This is a genomic window from Micromonospora sp. WMMD1128, from assembly GCF_027497235.1.
Lineage (GTDB): Bacteria > Actinomycetota > Actinomycetes > Mycobacteriales > Micromonosporaceae > Micromonospora.
The window spans coordinates 6,729,975-6,742,590 of sequence record NZ_CP114902.1 but is presented as its reverse complement, the minus strand read 5'-3'; the positions used below and the strand labels follow the sequence as shown (position 1 = coordinate 6,742,590).

Here is a 12,616-nt window from a genome sequence, read left to right as displayed (position 1 = left end):
TCAGTGCTCGAAGACCGCGGCGGCGAAGGTCGAGCCCAGCCCGACCGCGGCCATCAGGTAGCGGTCGCCGGGCCGTAACCGGCCCAGGTCGCGGGCCGCCACGTAGTTGAGGAAGGAGTCGGCGCAGAAGCAGTGGCCGGTGACCGGCATGTTGTCCAGGAACAGGCGTTCCACCGGGATGCCGACCTTGCGCGCCACCCGCACCCAGGACACCCGGTTCACGTTGTGCGGCAGCACCAGGTCCAGGTCCGTGACGGTGATCCCGGCGCGGGCCACCGCCGCCAGGATCACCTCGGCGAGCGCGTCCGGATAGCGCTGCTGGAACTCCAGGGACATCTCCGCGCTCAGGGACAACCCGGCGTTGAACTCGCCGTGCATGGCCGCGGCGTACGACAGCAGCCGGTCGCGCCGGCCGGTGCCGACCAGGACGGCGGCGCAACCCTCCCCCATCAGGGCGGTGCCCGGGATCATCCGGGCCGACGGGGTGAACGCCTTCTCCCCGACGAAGACCAGGGCCAGCGCCTCCGGCTCGCCGTCCTCGGCGAGCAGCCGACCGGCCATCTCGACGGCGAGCAGACCCGAGGCGCAGGCGTGCTGGGTGACCGCGAACGCCTGGGCGTGCCGCAGGCCGAGGGCCCGTACCACGTCGTGCAGCGGATCCTCCGGGTACGGCGCGATCGCCTGGAGGGTCCGGGCCTGCACCACGTACCGCACCTGGGATTCGCGGCCCCGCAGCTCGGACAGTTTCGCCGCGGCGTTCAGCATCAGGTCGGCGATCGTGCCGGTCGGTTCCCGCAGCACCTCGGCCAGTCCGTAGTAGCGGTGGAACATCCGGATCTGCGTGTCGGTCAGTCCCAGTTCGCCGGCAAACGAGTCGATCGGCACCCGTTCCGGCGGCAGGTAGGCGGAGACCGCTTCGAGGGCGGTCACGTCCCGGCGTCCAGCGGCAGGCCGGTCAGGTACTCGGTGAGCGCGTCGATGCTCGGGTGGTCCCACACGATCGTCGGTTCCAGCGGCACCCCGAGGTGGTCCTCGATCTCGCCGCAGAGCGCGAGCGCGTACACCGAGTCGAGGCCCAGGTCGGACAGGGGTGCGGCGGTGTCGATGGTGGCCGGGTCCCGGTCGGTGAAAGCGGCGACGCGGTCCTGTAGCCACGGACGGAGCTGTCCGGCGGCCCGGTGGTTCGGCAAGATGGTCAATTCCGGCTCCTTGGAAGGTCGGGCAGCACGCTGTCGGACAGGTCGAAGGCCCGGCCGGCGGCGTACCGGCGGGTCAGCTCCGCGTGGATCGGGCCGGCCAGCGCGGCCGGCAGCGACCGGGACGTGCCGTCCAGCTCGTCGGCCAGCCGCAGCAGGGCCGCCGTCACCCAGGCCGGATCGGCCAGGAAGGTGCCCGGGCGGCGCTGCTCGGCCAGCCAGAGGTTCAGGCAGGTCGCGGCGGTCAGCACCGTGGTGTAGCGGGCGGTCAGGTCGAGCGCCGCCGGGTCCCCGCCGATCGCCAGGTCCGCCGGGCGCAGGCCGAGCGCCGCCGTACGCAGCCGGGCCAGTTCGCCGGTGAACCGCCGGACCAGGCCGCGCAGCCGGTCGTCGCCGGCCGGCATCGCCTCGGCGGCGGTGAGCAGCTGCGCCGTGAGCGGGTCGGCGGTCGAGGCGATCCGGAGCCGGTCGAACGGCAGTGCCGGGAGGTCGGCGCCCAGGTCGTACAGGGCCGGTGGCGGCTCCTGGCCGGTCGCCCAGGAGCGCCGGGCCAGCCGGGGGAGCTGCGGGAGGACGGTGGCCAGGCAGGCGATCCGGGCGGCGTGCCCGAATCCGGCCGGGGCCAGGTCGCGCTGCAACTTCTGGAAGATGCCGTACTCGCCGGTGCGCAGGTAACTCTGCGCGCCGAGCAGCTCGCCGAGCCGGGCCATGGCCCGGATGGACCGGCCGGACACGACGTACTTGACGGCCGAGGCGTACGCGTTGGTGTCCTCGGGCAGCAGGTGCACGGCGCGGGCGACGGTGGTGGACAGGCAGTCGGCGATCAGCAGGTCCACGAACGCTTCGGCCAGAGCGGTGCGGACCACGGGCATGGCGCCCACCGGCCGCCCGCGCAGCCGCCGGTCCTCGCCGAACCGCAGCACCGCGCGCAGGCCGGTGTCCAGCACGCCGAGCGTCATCGCCGGCAGCCCGGTCCGGGTCAGCTGGAACGAGCGCAGCGCGACCTCCATGGCCGAGCCGAGCGGCCCGAGCGCCACACCGGCGTCGACCGGGCACCGGTCCAGCTCGATCCCGCCGAGCTGCACCCCGCGCATCCCGCTGCTGGGGAACCGCGGCAGATACCGCAGCCCGCCCGGGGGCAGCGCGTCCTTCTCCACGAACAGCTGGGTGTGGCTGCGGCCACCGGCCGCGTCAGAGGTGCGACTGAAGATCACCATCGCGCTGCACCGCTGCGCGTTGGTGACCACCTCCTTGCGACCGGTGAGCAGCAGCTCGCCCGGCCGGCCCGGGTCGGCCCGGAAGTCCACCCGGGCGAAGTCGTTGCCGTGCGCCAGCTCGTGGTAGACCGACGCCACCCGCCGGCCGGAGAGCAGCAGCTCCGCCAGCCGCCGCTGTTGGGCCTCGTCGCCGCCGGCCCACACGTTGACCGAGGCGATGAACGAGCTGGCGCCGTAACCGAGGCCCAGGCAGGGGTCCCGCCGGAACACCGCGCGCATCATCCGGATCAGCCGGTCCAGGCCGGCCATCCGGCCGCCCCGGGCGACCGGCACGAACTCGGCGTTGAGCCCGAAGTCGTCGAGCATCCGCTCACCGTCGGCGAACATCTCCTGCCGCTCGTCTGCCGCCAGCACGGCCCGGTTCCCGAGGGGGTTCGCCGGGTCCCACGGATCACCGAAGCGGCTCTCCAACTCCCGCACGGTGGTCATCACGCCTCCTCGGCGCCGTCGAGATCGAGCACGGAGGGGCGACGGCCCGGGGGAAGCGCCGCGTACACCCGGTCGTAGCTCTCGGGGTGGTCGGGCGCGGCGCCGAGGCGGTGCAGCACCCAGGTCAACGCCGCGTCGAGCCACAGCCCGTCCGCCCACAGCGGGTCGGCGCCGGCGTGCTCGTGGTTGTGCAGCCACAGGTGCACCGCGCTCGCGCCGGCCACACACAGCTCGTACCGGTGGGCCAGGTCGTAGGCGGCGGCTTCCACGTCGTGCGGCCGGGGGCGGTATCGGGCCAGCTCGGTGTGCAGCAGCTCGGTCGCGGCCAGGAGCGACTCGGCCCGGGCCGCCGGGCCACCGGCCGCGCGGACGGCCGCCACCGCCGGAGCCAGCCCACGCAACGGTAGGCACCCACGGCCGGCGGCCAGCGAGATCCGGTCCGGATCCAGCTCGGGCACCGGTATCCGCAGGTCGGCCAGCGACCGTAGGCGGGACACGTCCACCGGGTCGCCGGGCCAGCCCCGAGCCAGGTGCGGGAACTGGTTGATCAGCGCGTTGCGGTTGACCGGGGTGCTGCCGTCGAAGATCCCGACGATCCGGTGGTCCCGCTCGACCTTCTGGAAGCGTCCGTAGTCCGGGATGCCGGTGAGGAACGCGCGGGCACCGAGCTGCTCGCCGCACCCGGCGATCAGTTCGTCGGTGAGCGTCGGCACGAGGGCCTTGAGCACCGGGGCAAGCACCCCCAGCTCCTCGGTCTCCGCCGTCACCGCCCGGCTGACCAGGGCGGTCACCGCTTCGGCCAGGAACAGCACGGTGTGCAGCCGGCCCACCCCGCGCCGCAGGTACGGCACGTCGGCCAGCCGCCGTCCGTAGAGCCGGCGCTCGTCCAGGTATCGCCGGACCAGCGCCAGCGCGTGGTCGGCCGCGCCGAGCGACAACGCGGCACACGTCGTACGGGTCAACTGCAGGGCGCGCAGCACCGTCTCCAGCCCGGCGCCGGGCGCACCGACCAGGGCCGTCACCGGCACCGGCGCGTCGTCGAGGACGATCCCGCTGATGTCGGCGCCCCGGATGCCGTGGGTCGGCTCCCCGGGCAGGCACCGGTACGACTGCGCGGGAAGTTCCCGCTTGTCGGCGAGCAGCACCGTGAACCCCCGTGGCCCGCCGGCCGGGTCGGTCCGCGCCAGCAGGCACACCACACCGGCCCGGGTGGCGTTGTTGATCAGCCATTTCGTACCGGTCACCCGGTACCCGTCGTCGTGCCGGACCGCCGAGACCTCACCGGCGAGCAGGTCGCTGCCGTGGCCCGGCTCGGTGAGTGCCCAGCAGACCGGCACCCCGGCCAGGACCGTGCCGGCGAGCGCACGGGCCTGCGCCAGGTCCGCCTCGTCCCGCGGCGACCGGGCCCAGACCGAGGCCGCGCCGAGGAACGTCTTGCCGTGCCCGATGGCTGTGGTCAGGTCCCGGCGTGCGATCACCCGCAGGACCTGGACCAGAGTGTCGAAGCCGCGCAGCTCGCCGCCGTACGCGGCCGGCACGTAGTGCGCCGGCAGGCCGAGCCGGTCCAGGTGCGCGCAGATCTCCGCCGGGAACGCCTCGATCTCGTCCGCGGCGGCGACCCGGGCGTGGTTGAAGACGACGTCGGCGTCGTCCGGGTCGCCGAGCCGCTCGTCGAGCTGCCGGGCCACGGTCGCGGCCAGGGGCAGGGTGGGCGCGGCCATCTCAGGCCCGCACCGGGTCGCCGGCCCGGCGCGCGGCCCGCGCGCCGTCGGTGAGCTGCTCGTGCTCGGCGCCGAGGGCGTCGGTCAGGAAGAGCATCCGGGCCAGGCCGCGCTGGATCTTGCCGCTTGTGGTGCGGGGCACCGTGCCGGGTCGGACCAGCACCACGCTCACCGCGCCGGTCCCGAACTCCCGCGACAGCAGGTGGCGGATCGCGGCGACCACGGCGGCGCGGGCCGCCGGGTCGAGGGAGCGGGCCCGGCACTCCTGCACCACGACGAGTTCCTCGTGCGGCACCTCGACGGTGAAGGCGGCGCCGACGCCTCGGGACAGACTCTCGTCCACCGCGCGCACCGCCACCTCGATGTCGTGCGGGTACAGGTTGCGGCCGTTGACGATCAGCAGCTCCTTGATCCGGCCGGTCACGAAGAGCTGGCCGTCGCGCAGCAGGCCCAGGTCCCCGGTACGCAGGAAGCCGCCCTCGCCGTCGGCCAGCTCGTTGTCGAACACCTCCCGGGTGGCCTCCGGGTTGGCCCAGTAGCCCCGGGCCACGCTGGCGCCACGCAGCCAGATCTCGCCGATCCGGTCCGGCGGCTGCGGCGACCGGGTGGCGGGATCGACGATCCGGATGTCGAACTCCGGGGTGGACTCGCCGCTGCTGACCAGGTCACGCACCGGTTCCGGGTGGCCGTCGTCGACCGGGGTCACGACGTGTCGTTCCAGCTGTTCGGCGTCGACCGTGAGCACCACCGGCGGGCGACCGATGGTGGCGCCGCTGACGCTGAGCGTGATCTCGGCCAGGCCGTACCCGGGACAGATGGCCTCCGGTCGCAGCCCGGCGGCGGCGAATCGCCTGCCGAACGCGGCCAGGGTGGTCGCCTGCACCGGTTCCGAGCCGTTGACCGCGCGCTTCCACCGGGACAGGTCGAGGCCGGCGATCTGCTCGTCGGTGATCCGTCGGGTGCACAGGTCGTACGCGAAGTTCGGCGCCGGGGAGATCTCGACGTCGTGCCGCTCGATCAGCCGGAGCCAGGTGACGGGGCGTTTGAGGAACGTGGTGGCCGACATCCCGACGCTGCACCCGCCCCGCGAGAGCGGCGCCAACAACTGTCCGATGAGGCCGAAGTCGTGATACATGGGCAGCCAGCCGCCGACCCGTACGCCCTCGCCGCCACCCAGGATCTCGTTGAACGCCCGCAGGTTGGGCACCAGGTTGGCGTGGTCCACGACGACGCCCTTGGGGTCGCTCGTGGAGCCGGAGGTGTACTGCAGGAAGGCGATGGTGGACCCGTCGATGTCCGGCCGCCGCCACGCCGTCGTCCGGTCCGCGGGAACGTCGTCGAAGGCCAGGCACGGCACGTCGGACAGCCCGCACTCGGCCGCCCAGTCGCGGACCGCGTCGAGGGCCGCGGCGTCGGTGACCACGGCGGCCACCCGGGCGTTGTGGGCGATGCCGGCCAGCCGGTCCCGTTGCCGACGGTATCCGTCCGGCAGCGGGGCCGGCACCGGGATCGCCCCGGCGTGCTGGACGCCGAGGAAGTTCTCCGCGAAGGCGGTGCCGGGCTCGTTCAGCACGAGCACCCGGTCACCGGGGCGGACGGTGCCGGCGAGCAGCGCGGCGATCTGCCGGGCCCGGGCGGCCAGGTCGGCCCACGACACCGTACGCACCGCGGCGTCGCCCGGTCCGGGGTCGGCGTCGAAGATCAACGCCGGTCGCTCCGGGTGGCTGGCGGCACGCTCCTGCAGCAGGTCGACGAAGGTTTCGTGATCGGGCATCAGGCGCTCCCCCGCGTGTCGGTGACGTGCCGGACCAGCGTCCCGCCGGATCCGGCAGATGCAGAAGGCTCGATCGAGCGGGCGGTTGGGGTAGCCGAACAGGTATGCCAGGCCGTCACGGCGTCTCCTGCCAGCCGCCGAGCCACCCCTGCGACACCCCGGCCAGGCCGACCGCGACCAGCGCCGCCCGCTGTTCGTCGGTCAGAGCGGTGGCGTCCGGCTCCGCCAGGCCGGAGGTGATCCAACTGGTCATCGCGGCCTGGGCGAGCCCGGCCCCGACCGCCGCCGGGGGCCAGACCCCGTCCGCCTCCTTACGGCGGACCGTCACCGCGTCCGCGCCGAGCAGGTAGCCGGCCGCCCACACCTCAAGGGCGAGTCGCCAGTGGAGACCCGGCGGCAGGCCGGTCACCTCGAGCAGCCGGTCGAACCCGTCCACCACCTGACTCACGGTCACCCCGACCAGGCCGCAGTGATCAGCCCAGTACCAGCCGAAACCGTGTTCGACAGGTTCCCCGGTGCCCGGCCGCAGCGGTCGCAGCAGGCAGCGGTTGCGATGCAGCTGCACGGTGTAGGGCAGCTTCTCGTCGAAGCGGCACCGCCGGCCCAGGGCCTCCTCGGCGCTCGCGCTGAACTGCCAGTACGCCGACGACAGCGCCGGGGCCGGCAGGAACACGGTGGCGTGGAACCGGCCCGGATGCCCGACGATCGTCGGATCGAACCGGTGGTCGACCAGGTGCGGCACGGTCCCGACGACCGGGATGCCGGCCTCCCGGCAGAACATCACCACCATCTCGTCGTCGTCCTTGACGTCGTCCGGAATGCCGGCCAGGTAGTCGGCCAACTGCCGGGCCAACGTCACCGGCAGGACGAACCCCTGGGTGGGGGTCCACTCGACCCGCGACAGCGGCGCGAACGGCCAACCGGCGATCACCGCGCGGCGGACCAGGTACGAGTTCTGCGGGCTGTCCCAGTGCGAGTAGAGCGAGATCCCGTGTTCCGGACGGGCCGCGATCGCCCGGTGCACCTGGGTGGCGAAGCCCCGGATCAGCCGGATGTCGTCCTGCAACACCAGGTGGTGGGTGGCGCCGGCGGCGACCGAGCGCCAGGCCACCTTCGCGGTACGCAACGGGCTGGGCAACCCGTCCGGTTCCGGGTCGGTCACCACCCGGGCGGCCAGCGGGGCGCAGTCGCGCACCAGCGGTGGGATGCGCTCCCGTCGGCGCGGGTGGTGCATGATCGCCACGCTGAGCCGGATCTCGGTGGCCGTCACCGCGCTTCCGCGGCCGAGAGGCCGCCCGGGACGACCGGCTCTCCACCGCGGCCGGCTGACCGGTAGGCCGCCTCGATCAGCGCCGTCGTGGTGACGACCTCCCGCATCGGCCGGTCCCAGCCGGTGCCCGTGGCGATCAGGCCGGCGAAGTCGGCGAACATGCCGCCGAACCACTCCTGGTGGGTCTGGTCGCGGGTCGGCGGGGCCAGGTCGGTGCGCTCCACCCCGCCCGCCGTACGCACCTCGGCCACCCCGTCGTGCACGTCGGCCGTGCCGTCCGGGCCGCTGACCAGATAGCGGTTCGACCGGGTGTCACTGACCCAGCTCAGGTCGATCTCGCAGGTCCCGCCGTCGCCGAAATCCAGGTCCAGCCGGGCGGCCACGTCCATCCCGTCGGCGGCGCCGCCGTCCGCCCACTGCGCGACGCAGGAGACCGTCCGCGGCGCCTCGCCGAAGATCTGGGTCGCCATGTACGCGCAGTGCGTCCCGTGGTCGAGCATGATCCCGCCCCGGGCCACCGAGATGTCCCGACGCCAGTCCGGTTGCCATCCCGGCACCCCGCGGGCGTGCGAGTCACGGGCGATCCGGAACCGGGCCCGCAGCGGACCGCCGAGCCGCCCGCCGGTGACCGCGCCGGTGAGCACCCGCATCATCGGCGAGAACCCGTAGTTGTGCGCGGGGTAGAGCAGCAGGCCCCGGTCCCGGGCCAGGTTGATCAGGTCGAGTGCCTCGTCGGTGCGCACCGCGACCGGCTTCTCGCAGATCACGTGCAGACCGGCGGCGAGCGCTTCGCGTTCCAGCTCGACGTGGTGGTTCGGTGGGGTGCAGATGTCGACCGCGTCCACCGGCTGGGCGGCGAGCAGCTCGGCCAACGTCGTGTAGGTGGCCAGGCCGGGGTCGAGCCGCCGGGCCCGGGCCCGCCGCTCCGGTGACGGGTCGAGCACCGCGACGACCCGGCCGGCGGTGACCGTACGGTATGCGTGCAGTCGCCCTTCCCCCGCGGTGCCGAAGCCGATGACGGCGATCCTCATGCCGGTCCCTCCTCAAGGTGCTGTGGCGCCGCGCCGTCGGTCAACACGCGGCGAATGATCTCGACGGCCTGCTCGGCCAGCTCCGCGTCCACGTTCAGCGGTGGGTAGAGGCGCAGGGTGGTGCCCCCGGTCATCACCAGCACCCCGGCGTCGAGCAACGCCAGGAACGTCTCCCGGAAGGTGCCCTTGTCCAGCGGCCGGCGGGACTGCTTGTCGGCGACCAGCTCGATGCCGATCGCGAACCCGGCGCCCCGGACGTCGCCGACGAGCGGGGACTCGTCGACGAGCGGTTCGAGCGCCGCGAGCATCTCGGCGCCGAGCTTGCCCACCCGGGTGGGCAGGTCCTCGTCGACCAGGACGTCCGTGGTGGTGGCGACCGCCCGGCAGGCCAGCGGGAACGCGCCGAAGCTGGACGAGCTGGCGCTCGGGTCGGAGAACGGGCTGGCGGCCATCAGCTCCGCGGTGGAGATCACCCCGGTGACCGGGTATCCGGCGCCCATCCCCTTGCCGACCGTGACGATGTCCGGCGCCACCTCGTCACGCAGGAAGGCGAACGACTCACCGGTACGGCCGAAACCGGTCATCATCTCGTCGACGATCAGCAGCGCGTCGAACTCGTCGGCGACCGAGGCCAGCGCGTTCAGGTAGCCCGGTGGCGGCACCACGTTTCCCGACCGGCCCTGCACCGGCTCGACGACGAGGGCCGCCAGCGCGCCGGTGGAGTTCTCCTTGATGGTGTCCCGCACCGTCTCCACGCAAGCGAAGCCGCAGCTCGGGAACGTCATCTTGAGCGGGCAGTGGTAGCAGTTGGCGTACGGCGCGCTGAAATAGCCCGGGGGCAGCGGCCCGAGGCCGGCCCGCGCCCCGGCGGTGAGCGCCAGGCTGCCGAGCGTCTTGCCGTGGAAGCCACCCCAGAACGACAGGAACTCGTGCTTGCCGGTGACCGACTTGGCCAGCCGCAGCGCCGCTTCCACCGCCTCGGTGCCACCGCTGTAGAGCTGGATCCGGTCCAGTGGCGGCGGCAGGAACTCACGCAGCGACTCGGCCATCGCCCGGCGGCCGGCCGACCCGAACGCCCCGGCCGGCGCGGTGGCCAGCTCGGCGGTGAGGGCGGCGATCAGGCGTGGGTTGGCGTGGCCGATCGAGTTGACCCCGCCGGCCCCCTGGAAGTCGATGATCTCGTTGCCGTCCGAGTCGACCAGGACCGCGCCGGCGGCGGACTCGACGCACAACTGTGCCCAGAGCATGACGGCCTGCAGGCCGGGTCCGATCACTTCCTGCTCAGCGGCCCAGTGCTGAGCACCACGCGGCCGGTCGGGAGAACGCCCGAAACGTCGGCCGCCGCCTGAACTTTCTGCCATCGCTCCGCCTCTCGGGTGCGGCCGGTGCACCGGTCACGCCGACCGCGGGCCGCTTCCGCCCATGCTCGGGATCCGGCGGCGAGCCCGGGAGCCTCGATCGGCCACGACGAATGGGCATGCCCGGACGGCTGACACGTCCGGGCAGCGCGGCACCGCGGGGGACGCGGCTAGCGTGGCGCCGTGACCAGCACCGTGCAGGACCTCATCGACGTGGCGGCGCAGTCCGCGGTCGACGCCGGCCGGCTGCTCCGGCAGCGGTTCGGCGCTCCGATGGAGGCATCCACGAAGGAGGCGGCCCACGACGTCGTGACCGAGGCCGACCTGGCCGCCGAGGAGCTGATCCGCGCCGCGTTGCGTGGCGCTGCCGCGAACTCGACGGTGGTGGGTGAGGAAGGCGGCCGGCAGCACGGCCCCGCCGTCGGGGCGGACGATCCGGTGTGGCTCGTCGACCCGATCGACGGCACCTACAACTTCGTCCGGGGCATCCCGTTCTTCTGCGTCTCGATCGGCCTGCGGATCGCCGGTCGTACCGTGGGCGGCTGCGTCTACGACCCGGTGCACGAGGAGCTGTTCACCGCGGCCGACGGCTACGCGTGGCTGAACGGCGCCCGGCTGTCCGGGCGTACGTCCGCGCCGTCGGCGCCGCCGCTCGTGCTGTGCGACATCCCGAACGCCGGCGGGCCGCCGGCCCGCGCCGAGACCGATCTGCTGGCCGCGCTGCTCACCGCCGCCGCGGACGTACGACGGCTCGGTTCGTCCGCGCTGGCACTGGCGTACGTCGCGGCCGGCCGCGCCGACCTGGCCGCCAACGCGGACGTCTACGACTGGGACACCGCCGCCGGGCGGGCGCTCGTCACCGCGACCGGCGGCGGTTACCTGAGCCACCCCGATCCGCTGCCGACCCGGCGGCGGGGCAGCTTCGTCGCGTGGGCCCCGGCGTACGAGACCCTCGGCCGCGCGGTCGGCGAGGCCCTGCACACCGACAGCCTCACGGAGACCAGGTGACACCCGGGCGCTTTCTGTTCATGGGCGGCATGCACCGCAGCGGCACCACCCTGCTGGCCGCGCTTGTCGGCACGAATCCGCAGGTGGCCGGGTTCCGGCAGACCGGCGCGCCGATGGACGAGGGTCAGTACCTGCAGACCGTCTGCCCCTACGACGAGCAGCACGGCGGTCCGGGGCGGTTCGCGTACGCGCCCGGGGCGCACATGACCGAGCACCACGAGCTGGCCACCCCGGCCACCGCCCGCCTGCTGCGTGAGCAGTGGGGCCGCTATCTCGATCCCGACCGTCCGGTCCTGCTGGAGAAGTCGCCGCCGAACTTGTTGCGGTTCCGGTTCTTCCAGCGGCTCTTCCCGGGCTCCCGGTTCGTGCTCGTCACCAGGCATCCGGTGGGGGTGGCGATGAGCACCCGGAAGTGGACGCCGGCACTGACCGTGCGGCAGCTCGTCGAGCACTGGCTGCACGCCTACGAACTGGCCCGGGCCGACGCCACGCACCTCGACGCGCTGCTCACCGTCCGCTACGAGGACCTGATGGACGACCCGGGGCGGACGCTTGATGCCATCGCGGCCTTCGCCGGCATCCCACCCACCTTCGACGTCGGCGACCTGGACCGGGACACCAACACCCGATACCTGCACGCCTGGCGGCAGGGCCCGGGGGCCGACGACGACCTCGCCGACCTCGCCGACCGGGTCGAACGGTACGGCTACCGGCTGCCCGCAGCCGCCTGAACCGGCTTCGTCTGAGAGGAGAGAACGGATGTCCCGGTTGCTCATCGTGCACGGCACCGGCGGACCACGACGCTCCGACGACTCGGTCCGCCGGGAGTGGATCAGCTCGATCGAGGACGGCCTCGCGCTGGCCGGCTATCCGGCGGTGGCGCCGGATGCCGCCCTGGTCAACCTCGACGCCCCGGACCGCGTGCCGGCCCTCGGGGACGGTGATCCGGCCGCCGAGGCGGCACTGCTGCGGCGCTGCTGGCGGGCCGCCACCTTCGACGCCGAAGCCGGTGCGGAGCCCGTCGGCGAGGACGCGTTGGCCGCCCGCCTGGCCTGGTCCCGATACTTCTGCGGCCTCACCGTCGAGGAGCTGACCGGGACCCTGCGTCAGGTGCTGGCGTTCGCCGGCGGCCCGGCGGCCGGGCACCCGGCGGTCGACGACGTACGCGCGGCGCTCGGCCCGGACACCGAGATCGTGATCGGCCACTGTCTGGGTGGGGTGGCCGCCGCGCTGGCCCTGGCCGACGCCGGCGCCGCCGCTCCGGCGTTGATCACCCTGGGCGCACCACATCCCCCGGTCGTCGGACCGCCGGCGTCCGGGCCGGCCACCTGGGTGGATCTCACCGACGTGCAGGACACGCTGCTCCTGGCCACCGGGACCGCTCCGGCCGGCGTCACCGGGCGGGTGTCGCTCGACTGCGATCCCCGGGTGCGCGGCGCGCGCAACTATCTGGCCTCGCCGGAGTTCGGCAAGGTGCTCGGCACCCTGCTGGAGACCTCTCCCGGCGGATGACCCCCCGGCGGGAGCATGTCCGGAACGAGACATGGTCCTG

Annotated in this window: 11 protein-coding genes; 3 read left to right on the top strand and 8 right to left on the bottom strand. The window is 73.6% G+C overall.

Features of this window, described 5'->3' with window-relative positions; all coding sequences use genetic code 11:
- From O7602_RS30595 to O7602_RS30560, 8 genes are all read right to left on the bottom strand, one after another.
- Entirely contained in the window at window positions 1-930 is a 930-nt protein-coding gene (locus tag O7602_RS30595; RefSeq protein WP_281586062.1) for a 3-oxoacyl-[acyl-carrier-protein] synthase III C-terminal domain-containing protein, read from the bottom strand.
- Window positions 927-1,199: an acyl carrier protein gene (locus O7602_RS30590; RefSeq protein ID WP_281586060.1), complete on the bottom strand. Its 273-nt coding sequence runs from the start codon at window positions 1,197-1,199 to the stop codon at window positions 927-929. The genes O7602_RS30595 and O7602_RS30590 overlap by 4 nt, the downstream gene beginning before the upstream one ends.
- A complete protein-coding gene (locus tag O7602_RS30585; RefSeq protein ID WP_281586059.1) occupies window positions 1,196-2,902 on the bottom strand; it encodes an acyl-CoA dehydrogenase family protein in 1,707 nt (568 codons plus the stop codon). The genes O7602_RS30590 and O7602_RS30585 overlap by 4 nt, the downstream gene beginning before the upstream one ends.
- Window positions 2,902-4,623: an acyl-CoA dehydrogenase family protein gene (locus tag O7602_RS30580; protein WP_281586057.1), complete on the bottom strand. Its 1,722-nt coding sequence runs from the start codon at window positions 4,621-4,623 to the stop codon at window positions 2,902-2,904. Before O7602_RS30580 ends, O7602_RS30585 begins: the two co-directional genes overlap by 1 nt.
- A gap of 1 nt (window position 4,624) precedes the next feature.
- Window positions 4,625-6,397 (bottom strand): fatty acyl-AMP ligase, encoded by a 1,773-nt coding sequence (locus O7602_RS30575; RefSeq protein ID WP_281586055.1) that lies wholly within the window; start codon window positions 6,395-6,397, stop codon window positions 4,625-4,627.
- Window positions 6,398-6,512: 115 nt separating this feature from the next.
- On the bottom strand, window positions 6,513-7,667 hold the full coding sequence (locus O7602_RS30570; RefSeq protein WP_281586054.1) for a hypothetical protein: 1,155 nt from the start codon (window positions 7,665-7,667) through the stop codon (window positions 6,513-6,515).
- Entirely contained in the window at window positions 7,664-8,698 is a 1,035-nt protein-coding gene (locus O7602_RS30565) for a Gfo/Idh/MocA family oxidoreductase (RefSeq protein WP_281586052.1), read from the bottom strand. The genes O7602_RS30570 and O7602_RS30565 overlap by 4 nt, the downstream gene beginning before the upstream one ends.
- Window positions 8,695-9,972 carry an aspartate aminotransferase family protein gene (locus O7602_RS30560; RefSeq protein WP_281586051.1) on the bottom strand — a complete coding sequence of 426 codons (1,278 nt, stop codon included), beginning with the start codon at window positions 9,970-9,972 and terminating at the stop codon, window positions 8,695-8,697. The genes O7602_RS30565 and O7602_RS30560 overlap by 4 nt, the downstream gene beginning before the upstream one ends.
- Before the next feature lie 267 nt (window positions 9,973-10,239).
- Here O7602_RS30560 and O7602_RS30555 point away from each other — a divergent pair, with 267 nt between their 5' ends.
- Genes O7602_RS30555 through O7602_RS30545 form a run of 3 tightly spaced genes read left to right on the top strand, consistent with a single transcriptional unit; the run spans window position 10,240 to window position 12,576 of the window.
- Entirely contained in the window at window positions 10,240-11,064 is an 825-nt protein-coding gene (locus O7602_RS30555; RefSeq protein ID WP_281586050.1) for an inositol monophosphatase family protein, read from the top strand.
- Window positions 11,061-11,795, top strand: coding sequence for a sulfotransferase (locus O7602_RS30550; RefSeq protein ID WP_281586049.1), 735 nt, complete (start codon window positions 11,061-11,063; stop codon window positions 11,793-11,795). Before O7602_RS30555 ends, O7602_RS30550 begins: the two co-directional genes overlap by 4 nt.
- A gap of 28 nt (window positions 11,796-11,823) precedes the next feature.
- Complete coding sequence (locus O7602_RS30545; RefSeq protein ID WP_281586047.1) at window positions 11,824-12,576, top strand: hypothetical protein; 753 nt, start codon at window positions 11,824-11,826, stop codon at window positions 12,574-12,576.
- Window positions 12,577-12,616: the final 40 nt, after the last annotated feature.

What these genes read in the sequence shown, in the direction of transcription:
- O7602_RS30585 (WP_281586059.1), bottom strand. Translation starts at nt 2,902, where the DNA reads ATGACCACCGTGCGGGAGTTGGAGAGCCGCTTCGGTGATCCGTGGGAC.
- O7602_RS30580 (WP_281586057.1), bottom strand. Translation starts at nt 4,623, where the DNA reads ATGGCCGCGCCCACCCTGCCCCTGGCCGCGACCGTGGCCCGGCAGCTC.
- O7602_RS30575 (WP_281586055.1), bottom strand. Translation starts at nt 6,397, where the DNA reads ATGCCCGATCACGAAACCTTCGTCGACCTGCTGCAGGAGCGTGCCGCC.
- O7602_RS30565 (WP_281586052.1), bottom strand. Translation starts at nt 8,698, where the DNA reads ATGAGGATCGCCGTCATCGGCTTCGGCACCGCGGGGGAAGGGCGACTG.
- O7602_RS30545 (WP_281586047.1), top strand. Translation starts at nt 11,824, where the DNA reads ATGTCCCGGTTGCTCATCGTGCACGGCACCGGCGGACCACGACGCTCC.